This is a genomic window from Niallia sp. M35 (genome assembly GCF_050971705.1).
In the GTDB taxonomy this organism is placed as follows: Bacteria; Bacillota; Bacilli; order Bacillales; family Cytobacillaceae; genus Niallia; species Niallia circulans_A.
On record NZ_JBPCEP010000003.1, the window covers coordinates 238491 to 255389 of the forward strand.

Annotated in this window: 14 protein-coding genes and 1 other annotated feature; of the genes, 1 reads left to right on the plus strand and 13 read right to left on the minus strand. The window is 35.6% G+C overall.

Translation table 11 applies throughout. From position 1 onward, the window contains the following. Positions 1-11: 11 nt before the first annotated feature. The 11 genes from NiCM35_RS05005 to NiCM35_RS05055 all read right to left on the minus strand — a co-directional run bounded on the left by NiCM35_RS05005 (position 12) and on the right by NiCM35_RS05055 (position 12556). Entirely contained in the window at positions 12-818 is an 807-nt protein-coding gene (locus NiCM35_RS05005; RefSeq protein ID WP_433778806.1) for a PP2C family serine/threonine-protein phosphatase, read from the minus strand. After that, positions 818-1279: an HIT family protein gene (locus tag NiCM35_RS05010; protein ID WP_123257718.1), complete on the minus strand. Its 462-nt coding sequence runs from the start codon at positions 1277-1279 to the stop codon at positions 818-820. The genes NiCM35_RS05005 and NiCM35_RS05010 overlap by 1 nt, the downstream gene beginning before the upstream one ends. 45 nt (positions 1280-1324) lie before the next feature. After that, positions 1325-1536: a binding site (T-box leader), on the minus strand. Between the two features lie 53 nt (positions 1537-1589). After that, entirely contained in the window at positions 1590-2114 is a 525-nt protein-coding gene (locus tag NiCM35_RS05015; RefSeq protein ID WP_095328889.1) for a P-loop NTPase family protein, read from the minus strand. A gap of 47 nt (positions 2115-2161) precedes the next feature. Beyond that, positions 2162-2806 (minus strand): histidine phosphatase family protein, encoded by a 645-nt coding sequence (locus NiCM35_RS05020; RefSeq protein WP_123259398.1) that lies wholly within the window; start codon positions 2804-2806, stop codon positions 2162-2164. A 21-nt stretch (positions 2807-2827) separates the two neighbouring features. After that, positions 2828-3559 carry a class I SAM-dependent DNA methyltransferase gene (locus NiCM35_RS05025; RefSeq protein ID WP_095328867.1) on the minus strand — a complete coding sequence of 244 codons (732 nt, stop codon included), beginning with the start codon at positions 3557-3559 and terminating at the stop codon, positions 2828-2830. 8 nt (positions 3560-3567) lie between these two features. Next, positions 3568-4131, minus strand: coding sequence for an SGNH/GDSL hydrolase family protein (locus tag NiCM35_RS05030; protein WP_172859345.1), 564 nt, complete (start codon positions 4129-4131; stop codon positions 3568-3570). Positions 4132-4275: 144 nt separating this feature from the next. Beyond that, complete coding sequence (locus tag NiCM35_RS05035) at positions 4276-5340, minus strand: AbrB family transcriptional regulator (RefSeq protein ID WP_095328869.1); 1065 nt, start codon at positions 5338-5340, stop codon at positions 4276-4278. 78 nt (positions 5341-5418) lie between these two features. Next, a complete protein-coding gene (locus NiCM35_RS05040) occupies positions 5419-6195 on the minus strand; it encodes a YybI family spore inner coat protein (protein ID WP_095328870.1) in 777 nt (258 codons plus the stop codon). 894 nt (positions 6196-7089) lie between these two features. Beyond that, a complete protein-coding gene (gene parC, locus NiCM35_RS05045; RefSeq protein WP_095328871.1) occupies positions 7090-9525 on the minus strand; it encodes a DNA topoisomerase IV subunit A in 2436 nt (811 codons plus the stop codon). Beyond that, positions 9522-11501, minus strand: coding sequence for a DNA topoisomerase IV subunit B (gene parE, locus NiCM35_RS05050; protein ID WP_095328872.1), 1980 nt, complete (start codon positions 11499-11501; stop codon positions 9522-9524). The genes parC and parE overlap by 4 nt, the downstream gene beginning before the upstream one ends. Before the next feature lie 641 nt (positions 11502-12142). Beyond that, on the minus strand, positions 12143-12556 hold the full coding sequence (locus tag NiCM35_RS05055) for a CoA-binding protein (RefSeq protein WP_095328873.1): 414 nt from the start codon (positions 12554-12556) through the stop codon (positions 12143-12145). 546 nt (positions 12557-13102) lie between these two features. On the opposite strand from NiCM35_RS05055, the gene NiCM35_RS05060 reads away from it, so the two are divergent. Beyond that, on the plus strand, positions 13103-14815 hold the full coding sequence (locus tag NiCM35_RS05060; RefSeq protein WP_095328874.1) for a methyl-accepting chemotaxis protein: 1713 nt from the start codon (positions 13103-13105) through the stop codon (positions 14813-14815). Between the two features lie 54 nt (positions 14816-14869). Here NiCM35_RS05060 and NiCM35_RS05065 read toward each other — a convergent pair whose 3' ends face one another. After that, entirely contained in the window at positions 14870-16582 is a 1713-nt protein-coding gene (locus NiCM35_RS05065) for a glycosyl hydrolase family 18 protein (protein ID WP_095328875.1), read from the minus strand. 193 nt (positions 16583-16775) lie between these two features. Next, entirely contained in the window at positions 16776-16898 is a 123-nt protein-coding gene (locus NiCM35_RS05070) for a hypothetical protein (protein ID WP_268926805.1), read from the minus strand. Position 16899: the final 1 nt, after the last annotated feature.

The following is a 16899-nucleotide window of genomic DNA, read 5'->3' on the forward strand; positions in this document are numbered from 1 at the left end:
CGCCTTGAACTTTATCTCACTCCTTTTAAAAAATCACTTGGCATCGTATCTTCTTTGTTATTATGAACAATCCAAGATATTATCGTTGTGCTGTCACGGACATTTTTCTTTTTTATTTCTTTTAATAAATAATAGACGCTCTCTTGATTAGAAAACGTATCAAATCCTTGAAAAATGGCTTCCATCCTATGATAATCCGTGTTGGGACACTCAATCAGTCCATCTGTAGTGAGAAAGATATGTGTTTTACCCTTTCTTAATTCTTTCACTCCTTGATTATAGGAGGGTACTTCTTGATGGAAAGTACTATTTACCCCAATCCATTCATAGAAGCTTCGGTGATTTTGCTGGTATTCTCCTAATCTTGAAAGTTCTGGATGATGGAGTGCAAGTATACAGTCGCCAATTGATAACCACCATAAATAGTGTGCTTTTCTTACAACGATTAAGCATGCAGTTTCTCCTTGAATCATCTTGCATTGCTCCAGAAATTCCTTGCTTGCGAAATGGTTTAAGAAAAAGTAAGTAATTTCTTGGAACACTCTTTTTAACGGTAATTGGAGAATTGTTTTGATCTCCTCTTTCTTTGTCGCTATACTTTTTATTACTAATTCTGCACTTTGTGCTGAATCATGTGCATCCAAGAGGATGACAAGCTCCCATTCACGTTCTATCCAAATGAAACAGCCGTCTTCATTTTTATATTGACCTGCAGAGGAGTTTCCTCCAAAGCGTCCAAGTACTAAATTATTTCTTAGATGGAGGATATTAATTTCATCTACATAATTCTTATCAGAACCTACCCATTTATATTCCATTACGCTTCCTCAAAAACTTCATTTGCTAAGTAATTTTTTATTCTTTTACATAAAGAGCTCATTTCCTCTGCGTTTGCAATCGGAGCCTCTGGCCAATCATATAACTCCGTTGGTCCCCAATATCTTTCAGGAGTATTCGGATATCTTGCATTTAGATGAAGGTGAAGATGAGGAACCGAATTTCCTGAGACGAGAGCATAAATATGTTCCGCGTTTTCTGTTTCCTTTAATGCCTTGCTGACTCTTGAAATAATAAGTCCAAACGCCTTTGCTTCATCATTTGTCATCTCAGCAAGTGTAGGAATATGTCTTTTTAAATCGATCATAAGATGTCCTAGGTAACTGCCCTTGCCTTTTCTGTCAATATGACCAACATAAACATATTCATTTTCATAGATTGGTATTCCTGCTGTTTTAATAATCCCTTTATGTTTATCGCATATGAAACAATTGGTTTCCATTTCCCTTTCCCCCTAAAATAGTATAAAAAAATCCTATTGTCTCTTAAAAGAGACGATAGGATTTATCGTGGTACCACTCTTCTTCATTCGTTAGAAAACGAACCTTCTTAAGCTCAATGACGAGAGCCAACCGTCTAGATATACATTTCTACCTAACCACTCCTAGGCGAGTTGGGAAGTGATATGCGCTATCTTTCACCAAACGACAGCTCTCTCTAGCATACTTACTTCTTAATACTCCTAATCATCGTGTTTATCTTATGGAACTAATTGAAACTTTCTGTCATTTTAGGAAAAACTTCAAAAAATGTCAATCGTTATTTTTAAATAGGTCCGATAATTCATTTTCATTTTTTATCACAAAAATTTTGTTCTGATACTGTTTGTATGTATGAAAGAAAGAAGGTTTACCTACTTGCTCGAAATGCTTATTCCATTTAAACATTTTAAAGAAAATCGTTAAGTTTGGCTGGTAATGGGCCTTTTCTTGACCAAGCTTCTGTTTAACGTATCGTTTTATTATACGATAGGTACGTTTAGAATAATTGGTGTCCAAAAAAACAATGACATCTGCTTGTTGGAAGCTGCCACGTACCCATTCCTCACTATGCACACCTTCTACAATCCATCTATCTGTTTGGGTTATGGATTGTAAATTTGCTTTTCTCTCTTCTTCCGATCTTCTAACATCTCCACGATCTGATCGCTTCCAAACAACATTATCTAATTCATAATAGGGAATTTGTAATTTCATTGATAAATCTTTTGCTAATGTCGTTTTTCCACTAGCTACAGAACCAATGATATGAATCTTATTAGGAGTAGCTTTCACTATCGCCCCCTCCTTTATATAAGTTTTCACATAAGTGTTGGGGGAAATATCTAATCTATACTTAAAGATAAAGATAGCTTTCCATTATCACGAAACGAAGGATCTGCTACTTTTTCGACCATTAATACACCATCTTTTACATTAATTACAGAAACACAGCAATTATCATGGTGTGGGTAATCAGCCATATTTAGCAGAGATTTAATGAAAAATCCAATCGTAACACCATGAGAGAAAACCAAAATATTGCCGCCTGTATCTTTATGCTTAGCAATAATATCGTCAACAGCCGCTCTTGTTCGCGTTAATAATTCAGTAAAGGATTCTCCATCTTGAACTTTGCTTTCCATATCTGTAAAGGAGAAGAGTCTTTCCACTATATCTCCATGCTGTGCGATAATGTCTGTCTGCAGCATTGCTTCCAACACTCCAAAATTCATTTCTTTTAATCTTGCATCTTTTGTTAGTTGAATATTTCTATTACCAATAGCAAATTTTGCCGTATCTAACACTCTCTGACTATCACTGGCATAAGCAGCCTCAAAAGGTATATCTGTTAAACCAGCACCAACTGACCTTGCTTGTAATATCCCATTTTCTGTTAAAGGAGAATCACAAAACCCTTGCATTCTCTTTTCGATATTATATTGAGTCTCTCCATGTCTGATAAAATACAGTCTCAATTCCTTCTTCATTTGAAACTCCCTTCCTTTGCTTTATTTTTCGCAAGATACTATCAAGAAAAGCGGAATCCTCATTCGTCTTTCATATTCTTCTTTACGCAAAAAATTTTCTCGTTTCGGCATTCCTTCTCGTAAATCGGTTATTTTAAAGCCTGCTTCTTTTAACAGCCGAAAATACTCCTCAATCGTGCGATGATATTTTACTACTTCCTCATCTATCCATCGCTCTATTCTTTCTCCTATAGAAAAATAATCATCGACAATCCAATTCGTTCTTTTTTTCGAGGAAACGGAACTGTCAAATGTAGAAAGGCATAGAGGATGTTGCACACTAAAGATAAACTTACCATTATCATTTAACTGATCATATACACCCTGAAAAATTGGCTGTAAGTCTTTAATATAGTGAAATACTAGCCTTGAGACAACGATATCCATTTTGCTATTGCTAAATTTCCAATCCTCTAGTGTAGAATGATACACAGAAGCAGTTGTGCCATTTAAAATATGGGAAGCTTCGTCAAACATTCTCTTCGAACCTTCTATTCCTGTATAACTTGCTGCACCTTTTTCTAAAAGTTCTATACCAAAACTTGCATCTCCACAACCTAAATCAAGGATAGACTTACCGTCTATTTTCCCTAATAATTCAGATAAAATAGGGCTTTCTATACTATTATTGGGGCTTGTTTCTCGATTTCTTCTAGCCCGATAATTTTCAAAGAACTGTTCCTGATCGTATACAGAAGAACCTGTATATGCCATATCTCCACCTACCAAATTTTATCTATTTTTTTCACAAGCAAATCTACTAAAATAGCATAACCTGCTTCCCCAAAATGAAGACCATCATTATGTATACCTTTTAGTTTCTTCTGATAATCTTTTAAAGAGAGCATTTCAGTATAAAAATCAATAAAGTATGCTCCTGTTTCATTAGCAACTTCCTTAACTGCATTTGCATACCTAGCTAAAACCTCATTTGTCCTTGCAAACTGCAACGTTTCATCGACTGGAGCTGGCGTAATCAGAATAGCCTTGTCTGGACCAATCAATTGGACGATTCTCTTCATATTTTTTCGATAGGTGGGTAAGTCAATCATCTTATGAAAGGCTGCATCATTTGCACCAAATAGAATCGTTACTAAATCAGGCTGCTTCTGGATAACATCTGCTTGTATTCTTTTTAATGCATCAACTGTGTTATTCCCATTTATTCCTGCATTGATTATTTCATAATGATCGATTTTATCTGCCAGCATGGCTGTCAAAACAGGTTCATTTCTAGTTTCTCTCCCTGCAGTAATACTATCTCCAAAGCAAATTAAAAGCGGTATTTTTTCTCCCTCCTTCCTGTAAGAATATTCAAACCACTTGCTTCTATCCTATTTTATACTAATTGGAATGATTCGTCTTTTTCTTTTCGGAAATAAAACTTAAAAGTAGCAATTAGATTGTTGCACAAATTAATCCTATTGAAATTAACCTTTTCGCTCTGCTAATCTTTTTTCTACACGCTGAAAACCCCATTTCATAATAATTGGGACACAAAATAAGATAAACAACAATCGAAATAACTGGTACGTTGTGATAATCGGCAAGTTAGCATGAACGGATTGCCCCAGTACGGCCATTTCCGCCATTCCTCCTGGAGCTAATCCAATAAAAGCAGTCAATAATGAAATATCCTGATCTACTCTTACTAAAATATAGCCAAGTACTAAAGAAAAAAGGACTAGTAAGGCAGAAGTTACTGTAACAACACTTAAAAACCTTGCTTTGTTTTCGATATTACCAAATTTAATTTGTAAACCAAGATCAATTCCAATCAATGTTTGTGCCACACATGCAAGAGAAGTCGGAATTTCGGGTACATCCATCCCAGCAATCGATATGGTTGCAACAAAAATCATTGGACCAATCATAAACGGCGCTGGAAACTTCCACTTTTTCACTTTGCTTGCAATTAGAGAGCAAAAGAATAAGATTAGGAAAATCATCCAATGATAGCTCGGGCTTCCGCTAGTGGTTGTTACTGCTGCAACTGCTTGATTGCCATACAAAATAGGACTATATACGAGGAGTGGAACAAGAATCATGACAGATAAAATTCTACTTATTTGAATAACTGTAACGACAGTGAGATCAATTCCTTTTATTTCTGAACTAATCGCCACCATTTGAGATAGTCCTCCTGGGATGCTACCGGCAACAGTTGATTTTAAATTACTATGCGTTAATTTTGAAGTTGTAAAGGCAAGAAGGAAACTAAAGGCAAGCATAACAACCGTCATCAAAAGCATGGAGGGGAGGTGGGTTCCCATTTCAATAAGTGTCTGATTGGTAAATTGTCTTCCAATGAGGTAGCCAATAACAAGGAGTCCGATATCTCGAAAGGAGAAAGGTAAATTCGGAGAATTTTTGGCAAGTCGAACATAAAGGATGGTACTGAACATGGGGCCAAGCAGCCAAGACAGAGGAAGCTGGCATACTTGAAACAACCATCCCCCAAATACAGCACTTAAACATAAGAAAAGTAATGACATAAATTCGATCCTTTCATAAAAGAAATAAGTACTTTCATTATACTACTTATTTCTCCTTAAAATGAAGAATCTCTTTTTTTAATGGTGCTGCGATCCTTTATAACTAATTTCCTTCACTTTTACTTTTTCTAATATCCATTCTTCCTTTTTCCATATCCACCAAGTTTCCAAGTAACCAATCGTATCAACTGTCGCCAGCCCACTAATTCTTTGTTTCCCTTTCATCGCCGTTTGATTGTTGAATCTTGTTACTTTTAATTCGGAAAAGGGGGATAAAATTAATTCAGTTGGTTCATTTAATCTTGCTTTATGATAAAGACCAAGTTTCTCATAATGATTTCTCCGATCATATAAATCGAATATATATGTTTTTTCATTATTTATTTTTATTTCCGCTTTATAGGCATCTTTAAACTGACTTTCAACCGATGCCAGCTCTGGTTTTTGCAATTCTATTAAATGATTGCCTTGTAGTTGAAAGAAATAAAAGTTTTTTTCTGACCCTCTTTCATTCGCAGAAACAGTAAGTAATATTTCTTTTTGATGATCATCATTTATATCGATTATATGTAATACAGGATCAAATCCACCTTCCACTGTTAGAGTGGCGCTCTTATCTTTTCCTTTCGTTACCTTTAAAAAAAATTCCTTAAAGAAATTGCTATTTTCAGGCTGATCGGATGCATCTCCTTTTAATTGCACGGTTTCTTCCTGTTCATCATTTGTTATATCGATTTTTTCTTCCAAAATTAATTTGTTTGTTTTATCTTCTTTCTCCATTGCATATACACCAGTAATAGCAGTTAAAGTCATCAAAAAGAAAGCACATAAAGCCACAAGCATTTCCCTTCTCATGCTAAAACCTCCCTATGTCTTATTACTTTTAGGATGTCCTTTTTTGGTAAAATCATGTAAGAAAGGAAAAGAAATTTTAATTGGAGGTTTTGCATAAAGTAAACTGGCATTATTAGAAGGTAAATGAACTCCATTGTTTATGATTTTCGTATTTAAAAAAGCGGGGTTTGCTCGGATAAAGACTGCCTTTTTCAGTGGTATTATAAAAAGTAGTATTCATTTGTTTGATGAACGCTATTTTCTTCTGCGTTCTCCTTCAAAGTGGTTTTCATTTTCTTCATGAACACTATTTTTTCCTGCATTCTCTTCCAAAGTTGCTTTCATTCACTCGATGAACGCTATTTTCTCCTGCGTTCTCCTTCAAAGTGGTTTTCATTTATTCGATGAACGCTATTTTCTCTTACGTTCTCCTTCAAAGTGGTTTTCATTTATTCGATGAACGCTATTTTCTCTTACGTTCTACTCCAATGTGGCTTTCATTTTCTTCATGAACGCTATTTTCTCCTGCGTTCTAGTCCAATGTGGCTTTCATTTTCTTCATGAACGCTATTTTCTCCTGCGTTCTCCTTCAAAGTGGTTTTCATTCATTCGATGAAAGCTATTTTCTCTTACGTTCTACTCCAATGTGGCTTTCATTTTCTTCATGAACGCTATTTTTTCCTGCGTTCTCCTTCAAAGTGGTTTTCATTTATTCGATGAACGCTATTTTCTCCTGCGTTCTCCTTCAAAGTGGTTTTCATTCACTCGATGAACACCTTTTTCTTCGACATTCTCTTCCAAAGTGGTTTTCATCGCTTTACCTTCCCTATATCCAAAACAATTTCATTCTAATTAAAAGAGGTTCCCAATTCGCAATTGACCTTACGAATCGGGAACCTCTTAAACTAATATTATTTATACTTGCTCATCGGTAATTTTTTCTTCCCATAATTCAACAATTTTACCTGCCTCTGTTTCATCGATAACAAAGGATCCATTGGAATAGCGATCATTAAAGCGAAGATCTGCCGTTTTCAGCGATTCAATATCGCCTTTCTCGGTTTGAAGATAAATGATATCTTGTGCCCCTGCTATTGTCATCCCAACAATACGGTGAGGATTTGCTTTTAATTCTCGAAGCATAATCAAGCCTCGTTTTGCTCTTCCAGAAAACTCAAATTCAGTGAGTTTCATTTTTTTTATGGAACCACGTTGCGTAACAATTACGACGCTTTCCTGCAGAGGATTTGTTATAACTTTACCAGCAACAACATAATCATTGTCTTTAAGATTAATACCTTTGACACCAGCTGCTCTTGCACCAACAATATTGATTTCTTCCTCATGGAATCGTAAGGCATAACCTATATGAGTTGCTATTAAAACTTCTTGTTTACCGTTTGTTAGGAAAACATCTACTACTTCGTCGTCTCCTTTTAGGTTAATAGCAACTAATGGTTTAGAGTAACGCTGTGCTTTATAGTTAATCAACTCTGTTTTCTTCGCCATACCATTTTTTGTAAAGAAAAGCAGATATTGATTTTGTTCAAAGTCCTTTATAGGCATTGCCTTAATAATCGATTCATCTCGGTCAATTGGTATGATATTGGAAATATGCTGACCTAGATCCTTCCAGCGTATATCTGGCAACTCGTGTACCGGTAAATAGAGATAATTGCCTTTGTCTGTAAACAATAACAAGACTTCGGTTGTGTTTACATCTATTTTGGCAAGTATTCGATCTGTATCTTTCATACCAAAATCTTGGCCATTGCTTGCTGCATATGAACGCTGGCTTGTGCGCTTAATATATCCATCTTTCGTTACAGTGACAATTACATCTTCACTCGCGATTAAGACTTCAAGATTGATTTTAATTTCTTCAATTTCATCTTGTATTAATGTACGTCTTTCACTAACAAAGCGTTTTTTTACATCTTTAAGTTCTTTTTTGATAACCGATAGCAATTTCTTTTCACTTGCTAGGATTGCCGTCCACTCTTCAATTTTTTGGGCCAACTCTGCCGCCTCTGCTTCTAATGCCGTTATATCTGTATTGGTTAAGCGGTATAACTGTAAAGACACAATTGCTTCTGCTTGAGGCTCAGTAAATTGAAAAGCAGCCATCAAGTTATTTTTCGCATCTCGTTTATCCTTTGATGCGCGGATCGTTGCTATAACCTCATCAAGAATAGATAATGCTTTTATTAATCCATCCACAATATGCTCGCGATCTTTAGCTTTTTGCAAGTCGAATTCAGTACGTCGTTTAATCGTTTCTTTTTGATGCTCGATATAAGCATCAAGTAAAGCGATAATTCCCATTAATTTTGGACGTTTATTATGAATGGCTACCATATTAAAGCTGTAAGTAATCTGTAGATCGGTATTTTTAAATAAGAAATTTAGAATTCCGTTTGCATCGACTTCTTTTTTCAACTCGATTACAATTCGCAATCCTGTACGATCCGTTTCATCTCTTACTTCTGCGATTCCCTCTACTTTACGATCCAAACGCAATTCATCAATCTTTTTCACCAGATTGCTTTTATTTAGCTCATAAGGAACCTCTGTAATGACAATTTGCTGCTTGCCGCCTCGTAATGTTTCAATTTCTGTTTTTCCACGAACAATGATTTTCCCTTTACCAGTCTCATATGCCTTTTTAATGCCTTCTACTCCTTGGATAATACCACCAGTCGGGAAATCTGGACCTTTAATATGTTTCATAATGTCTTCCACCGTACAATTTGGTGAATCCATACGCTCAATCACACCATCGATAACTTCTCCCAAGTGATGTGGTGGTATATCTGTTGCATATCCAGCCGAGATACCTGTAGAACCATTGACTAACAAATTCGGGAATTTCGCTGGTAACACCGTTGGTTCATTGGATGTATCATCAAAGTTTGGAATGAAATCCACAGTTCTTTTTTCAATATCACGAAGTAACTCTGCAGAAATAGCCGATAATCTAGCCTCTGTGTAACGCATAGCCGCCGGTGGATCCCCGTCAATACTCCCGTTATTTCCGTGCATTTCAATTAGGACATTACGAACCTTCCATTCTTGACTCATTCTTACCATCGCGTCATATACAGAAGAATCGCCGTGGGGATGGTAATTACCAATAACATTCCCGACTGTTTTTGCTGATTTGCGGAAATGTTTATCATGTGTATTTCCTTCTTCATGCATCGCATAAAGAATACGACGCTGAACAGGCTTTAATCCATCTCTCGCATCCGGTAATGCCCGTTCTTGAATAATGTATTTACTATACCGTCCAAAACGATCACCGAGAACATCCTCTAAAGGTAAATCACGGTATTGCTCTAATGAACTCATGATGGACTCTCCTCCTCAGTGACCATAATATTTTCATTTTCGAGAATATTGCCTTCTTCTTCTAATCCGAATGCAACATTTGATTCAATCCATTTTCTACGTGGTTCCACCTTATCACCCATTAATGTTGTGACACGACGTTCAGCACGAGCAAGATCATCTATCTTAACTCGTATTAACGTTCTTGTTTCAGGATTCATTGTTGTTTCCCAAAGTTGATCGGCATTCATCTCGCCAAGACCTTTATATCTCTGCAAAATATAGCCTTTCCCCACTTTTTTAATGGTATCTTGCAAGTCATCATCGCTCCAAGAGTATTCGATGACTTCTTTTTTTCCAGAACCTTTACTAACCTTATACAATGGCGGTAAAGCGATATATACCTTACCTGCTTCCACAAGAGGTTTCATATAACGATAGAAAAACGTTAATAGAAGTACTTGAATATGTGCTCCATCTGTATCAGCATCTGTCATGATAATGACTTTATCATAGTTAGAATCCTCTACTTTAAAGTCGGCTCCCACTCCAGCCCCAATTGCATGGATAATTGTGTTTATCTCTTCATTTTTAAAGATATCTGCAAGCTTTGCTTTTTCCGTATTGATTACTTTTCCGCGCAATGGAAGAACAGCTTGAAAGCGACGATCTCTCCCCTGTTTTGCGGAACCGCCAGCAGAATCTCCTTCCACTAAATATAATTCATTTCTTTGTGGGTTTTTCGATTGAGCAGGAGTTAGCTTACCAGAAAGAACTGCCTCTCCACGCTTACGTTTTTTCCCACTTCTTGCTTCTTCTCTTGCCTTTCGAGCAGCTTCTCTAGCTTGTGCCGCTTTAATCGATTTCTTAATTAAAAGAGAGCTGACTTCAGGATTTTCCTCAAAGAAATAGGCTAAGTGTTCAGAGACAACAGCATCCACCGCTGATCTTGCCTCACTGGTCCCTAATTTTCCTTTTGTTTGCCCTTCAAATTGTAATAAATCTTCTGGTACACGTACAGAAACGATAGCAGATAAGCCTTCACGGATATCCGAACCATCCAAGTTTTTATCCTTTTCTTTCAGAAGGTTAACTTTTCGCGCATATTCGTTAAACATACGTGTCATGGCTGTTTTGGCCCCAGCTTCATGTGTCCCGCCATCCTTTGTGCGGACATTATTAACAAAGGACAAAACATTCTCTGAATAGCCATCATTGAATTGAAAAGCATATTCCACTTCAATCCCGTTACTTTCGCCTTCAAGGCTTACGACTGGATGCAGGGTATCTTTCTCTTCATTTAAATATTCAACAAAAGCTTCTATTCCATTTTCATAATGGAAAACACCGTGCTCATTATTTCTTTCATCGATAATTTCAATTCTTAGCCCTTTTAATAAAAAGGCAGATTCTCTTAAACGTTCACAAAGCGTTTCATAATTATAAGTGGTTGTTGAAAATATCGCTGGATCTGGCTTAAAGTGAATCGTTGTTCCAGTTTGATTTGTTTTCCCGACTTTTTCTAGTGTGGTGACAGGTTTTCCGCCGTTTTCAAAACGTTGTTCATAAATAAAACCATCGCGTTTGATCTTTACAACAACCCATTCTGATAATGCGTTAACAACAGAAGCACCTACACCATGTAAGCCGCCACTAGTTTTGTAACCGCCTTGTCCAAATTTTCCTCCAGCATGAAGAATGGTAAAGATAACTTCAGGAGTTGGCTTTCCAATCTTATGCATTCCAGTCGGCATTCCACGTCCTCTATCTTTGACACTAATGGAATTGTCACGATGAATTTTTACAATAATCGCATCTCCATATCCAGCCAGTGCTTCATCGACTGCGTTATCTACAATTTCATATACAAGATGATGCAATCCTCTAGAATCTGTACTCCCGATATACATTCCCGGACGTTTTCTGACAGCTTCTAAACCTTCTAACACCTGAATGGCATCATCATTATATTCGAATGCTTGCTGATCTTTTGCCACTGACATACCCCTTTCACTTCTACAAATCCGACATAGTATCTTTCTATGTATCATGTCGAACAATTGTTTATGTATTCGTCTAAAAAACGAATTATCCTCTAAGTTCCAAAATATTTATCGGGTAATTGTTTTTTAGGCAGTTAAGAATTTTTGTCACTTTCTTATATAAAGCTGTAATTTCTATCGTTAACAAAAATTCTAAAACAGCCCTACTTTTATTAGACGAGTTTAAAAGAAGGCTTTTCTACTAACCTTCTTTTTTTCAAATTATCGAATTTTAATAAACAGTTGTTGATACCTGTCCAACAAAGAACATTTGTTCTTATATCGTATTGTAGCACATAATCTCATTTTTCACGTTCATTTTCCATTTTATCTTTCGATTTTTTCCTGACAAAACCAATATTATACCAATAATCGCAAAAGCAAAAGATTTTTTTAAGAGGATTTCCTCTTTTTATCTATATTATGTTAACACAGATTCTTTGGAAAAACGAATAAGTTTATAAATACCGCGTTCATTTTTTTTTAAATGATATCGTTTTATCCACTCAAACAAACAGTTTTTTTAGGATAAATGCTATTCTATTACAAAAGAAAAAACAGAATGATTAGTGACAACCATTCTGCTTTTTCTTTTTCTATTTTGTCATCGCGTGCTCTACTTTAATACAGCGATCCATGATTACCGTATAGCCTTTTTCTGTTAGATCATGAAATGTTTCTTCATGTACAAGTCCCAATTGAGCCCAAAATATATCTGCATCTATTTTTTCAAACTCAGCTGCAACCTCTGGTAAGAATTCCGATCTTCTAAACACATTAACAATATCAACATGTCCCTTGATATCTGTTAATTGCTTAACTGCTTTCACACCTAACACTTCATCTACCGTTGGATTTACGGGGATAATTTCATATCCTGCCTTTTGCATCGCCTCTGAAACCATATAGGATGTTCTAGAAGGATTATCGCTTAAACCAACTACCGCAATTTTTTTCGCTTTTTTTAAAATTTTGCCAATCTCTTCTCGACTTGGATTTTCAATTGTCATTAAAATCGCTCCTATTCCAATTCATTTCTAGTATATTTCCCCAAAGAGGGAAGAAAAAACGATGGAAAGCATAATAGAACACACTCTAACAATAGCAAATTTTGCCACACTTCAAAAGAAAATTGCATTATTTGCATAGATTTATGCCTACATAAAGTTTTTGGCAATAAAATTCTCTAACTAAACAATTTATAAATGTAAGGGGTTATTTTTCATAGAGACCCTTAAATTCCCCACTTTTTGCTCTAAGAATTGCTCGCCGTAAGCATAACTCTCCCAGAGAGACCCTTTCAATTGTTTTATATAAACACTTCAACAATATTATTAATGCTCCTTCCACTTATCCTTTTAAAAATAGTTGCTCTAAAAACAGCATGCTTCGATAAAACGAAATTTGATATATAGTACTATCCATTTTCTTTTGATTCTTTTAAAAAAAGGAAAAAATTCAGCTGCAAAAATATTTTTTAAAAATTACTTATGTACTGCCATATCCTTGCCGATATAGTAGTGTAAATATTATTTTAATTTAAAGGAGAAATCTGCTTGAAACTACTGAAAAATCTAAATATTACTCGGAAGCTTTTTATCATTATTTTAGTAAGTGCCCTTTCTCTGGGAACTATTGGCTACACGGGATTGCACTACATTAAAGATATGGCAAAAGATTCACAAGAAATGTATGAGAAAAGTTTAATACCAATATCCAATCTTATGCAGATGAGAATTAACACAAGAGCTAGTAACGGCTACACTTTAGAACTCTTGCTTACTACTGAATCAGCCAAAAACAAAGAATTAAATGATCAGTTAACAGCTACATCTCAAGAAACAGATCAGCTATTGTCTGAATTTTTAAAAGACAACACAACAACCGAGGAAAAAGAGCTAGTTACCGTATATAACGAAGAAATGCAAAAATTAAATGATGCGCGAAAAGATGTAATTTCCCTTGCTTTACAGAATAAAAATGAAGAAGCTTACCGTATTTTCACAACAGATGTCGAGGAATATAGAGTCAAAGTAAATGACACTCTGACATCGCTTCAAAACTTAAAGGCTTCCTCCGCAGAAGCTACTTATAAAAAAAACATAGAGAGTGTACAAACAGTTACTATTATTGTCTTTATCATTAGCGTTGCTGCTCTCATCCTTTTATTATTTATTAGTCTTATTATCAGTCGTATGATTGTAAGACCAGTAAAACAAATAAAAGATTTATTATTTAAAGCAGAACAAGGGGACTTTACGGTAAAGGGAACCTATCAATCAAAAGATGAAATCGGCGAACTTACTACCTCTTTCAACCGAATGACGGAGAAACTTCGCAATGTATTTAGTACTGTACAGGAATCCTCGCAGCATGTAGCGTCCGCATCGGAAGAACTTAGTGCAAGTGCAGAACAAAATAGCAGTGCAAGTGAGCATATAAGTCTAACCATTCAAGAATTAGCAACTGGATCTGAAACACAAGTAATGAAAGTAAAAGAAAGCAACCAAGTCATCACAACAATCTCGGAACATACAAATTCAATTGCTGCTCATACGGAAAAAATGTCTGAAAACGTAAAGCATGCATCTGATATGTCGACAGAAGGTAACAAAGCTATTCAACAAGTAAATAAGCAAATGAATTCGATTTATTCTAATGTTAATAGTCTTTCAGATGCAATAAGTATTTTAAATGAACGTTCAGCGGAAATTGGCCAGATAACGGATGTTATTACTGGAATTTCAGCCCAAACAAACCTTTTAGCTTTAAATGCCGCTATAGAAGCTGCTAGAGCTGGTGAGCACGGAAAAGGATTTGCCGTTGTTGCTGACGAAGTAAGAAAACTTGCAGAAGAATCAACGGCCTCTACCGAAAATATTGCGAAGTTAATCCATATGATCCAAAAGGATACTGAGCAAACCATTGAAACAATGAAAAAAGCTTCTAACGAAGTACAATCTGGACTAGATATTGTCCAGATTGCCGGAAGCTCTTTTCAAAAAATAGAGATAGCTGTAAAGAACGTTGTAGGTCAAATCGAAGAAATATCGAATGCCTTAGTTAAATTTACAGAAGGTACAGACATTATTAGTCATACGATTTATGAAGTAAGCGATGTTGCGATTGAATCTGCAAATAGAACCCAGAATATATCAGCAGCAACACAGCAACAACTAGCTTCCATGGAGGAAATTTCTTCTTCTTCCTTATCTCTTGCGAAATTAGCTGAAGAGTTACAAACGATAGTTAAATTATTTAAAATATAAAATGATAGCAAAAACCACTTTCCTTTGTATGGGAAAGTGGTTTTAAAGCATTACTTATTGTTCTTTTTTCTCTAAAGATAAAGCAGACCATGCTGCTTCATTAGCAAAAGTACGCGACCAACTTGCAAGTCCAGCTAAGTTATACTTTTCGACTAATTCTGCTCTCTTTGTTAAAGATAATTCATCTTCCAGCCAAATTTTAAAGGTTGATTTCGTTTTTTCATCATAATATTCCCCATAATTTTGACCGCTCGCTTCATCATAGGTAGGGGTAACTTTATGTTCTTTTAACCATTCCTCCACACTTTCCATCGAAAGTGATTTAGAGGATAATTCTCCATTTTCTTTTTCTTCCCATAGTCGAGCATATAATGGTACTCCGAGGACAAGCTTATCACTTGGAACAATATCAAGTAATGTTTCTAAATTCGCTTCAACCCATGGAAAACTTGCCACACTTCCAGGATTCGGGCTTGTTGCCCAATGCTCATCATATGCCATCACAACAAGATAATCGACAATCTCGGCTAAATGGTCTCGCTGTAAGAATGCAGAATAATTCCCGCCAGCTATAAACGTTATATCCATTGATACAGTCAGACCCGCATCATGTAAATAAGGTGTAGCTTCTCTCACAAATTGGGTGATATATTTGCCATCTTCTTCCCGAACATTTTCAATATCAATGTTGATTCCATCTAAATCGTACATTTCGCTATAAACTAAAAGTTGTCTAATCACTGTTTGCCTTTTTTGATAATCCTTGAATACTTCGTGTGTTTTATCCGGATCAAAAGCATTAGAAAATAATCCCCATACTTGATAGTCTTGTTTATGCGCCCACTCAACATAAGCTTTTGAGCCTAAATTACTGACATTACCGTCAGTTCCCTTCAGTTTAAACCAAGTTGGGGAAACAACATTTACACCGTGCATTTTTGATATCTTTGAAGTATCTGGATTTCTAGAATAAACAGCTTCCCATGTTAATTGGATTGGCCCATTGATCTTCTTCAATTTAGGTTCTTTCTGTTCTAATTCAACTTCAACAACCTCTGATTTCCCTTTATCTACATATTTCTTTTTTACAAACCCGGCAATTCCATTCGCTTTTCTTACAAAATAAAAACCATCTACTTCTTTTTCAATTGTTACATGCTCACCAGGTACTAATTCCCCTGTATAAGGAGATCGCAATGCAGCCTCCGAACGCAATCTGGTGAAATCGTTTTTAACTTTTTTCGTAGTAAATATTCCGCTTGCTCTTTCTTGTCCATTTTCCTCTAAAAGCACCACATGGTTATCCTCTACTATAGAGTATTGGATTGGATAAAAGCTCGCTAATGGATCTAAAGCCAAGTAAACTGTTCCATTCTCATCTCTTAATGGATGAAAGGAAAGTTTAGTGTTTTTATTATTTACATAATAGGAAACAGAATCAGACGGAAATTGGATCACCTTATCTTTAGTCGTGACAATAACGGAATTACTATTCTCATCATAAGTGATACTTTCATCTATTTTTTCCTGCCAAATATTTAGAGGCAAATAAACCGTGCCCTTGTCTATAATAGCATTGCCGACTTGTTCTCCATTTAATAATACAGGATTTTTTCCTTTGAAATACTCCACCTTATCCTTATTGGCAAATGGGTAGAACATTAGCATAATGAAAGATATAACGACTAATAATGCCGCTATGATAATGCCGCCAATTAATTTTCTCTTTGTTGGCTTTTTTTGAAATGAATACTTTATTTCTGTCATTTGTACCTCCTTGAAGTAGTCCTTGCAAAACAGATTCTCTCAAAATCTAGACGATTTTCGAATGATAATAGTTTCATATTATCACAGAATTCGACAAAAAAAGAACCATCCAAACGAAAAGATGGCTCCCTTTCTTAAGGAATAGCTATACCTCTATTCTTTTTTCGATTTCTCAACTCGTATGTCTTTTCTATTATAAATCTTTTAAATTTATCTTTTTAAAAGTAAAAGAAAAGAAAACACTGCTAATCACATAGTAAATACCTAAAATAGCAAAGCAGTCTGTTGCAACTACCATTAACTCTTTCTGTTGCAAG

Bases quoted from the DNA above. Each gene is read 5' to 3' on its own strand.
- NiCM35_RS05065 (WP_095328875.1), bottom strand. From the start codon at position 16,582: ATGACAGAAATAAAGTATTCATTTCAAAAAAAGCCAACAAAGAGAAAA.
- NiCM35_RS05010 (WP_123257718.1), bottom strand. From the start codon at position 1,279: ATGGAAACCAATTGTTTCATATGCGATAAACATAAAGGGATTATTAAA.
- NiCM35_RS05040 (WP_095328870.1), bottom strand. From the start codon at position 6,195: ATGAGAAGGGAAATGCTTGTGGCTTTATGTGCTTTCTTTTTGATGACT.
- parC (WP_095328871.1), bottom strand. From the start codon at position 9,525: ATGAGTTCATTAGAGCAATACCGTGATTTACCTTTAGAGGATGTTCTC.
- NiCM35_RS05025 (WP_095328867.1), bottom strand. From the start codon at position 3,559: ATGGCATATACAGGTTCTTCTGTATACGATCAGGAACAGTTCTTTGAA.
- NiCM35_RS05020 (WP_123259398.1), bottom strand. From the start codon at position 2,806: ATGAAGAAGGAATTGAGACTGTATTTTATCAGACATGGAGAGACTCAA.
- NiCM35_RS05035 (WP_095328869.1), bottom strand. From the start codon at position 5,340: ATGTCATTACTTTTCTTATGTTTAAGTGCTGTATTTGGGGGATGGTTG.
- NiCM35_RS05055 (WP_095328873.1), bottom strand. From the start codon at position 12,556: ATGACAATTGAAAATCCAAGTCGAGAAGAGATTGGCAAAATTTTAAAA.
- NiCM35_RS05005 (WP_433778806.1), bottom strand. From the start codon at position 818: ATGGAATATAAATGGGTAGGTTCTGATAAGAATTATGTAGATGAAATT.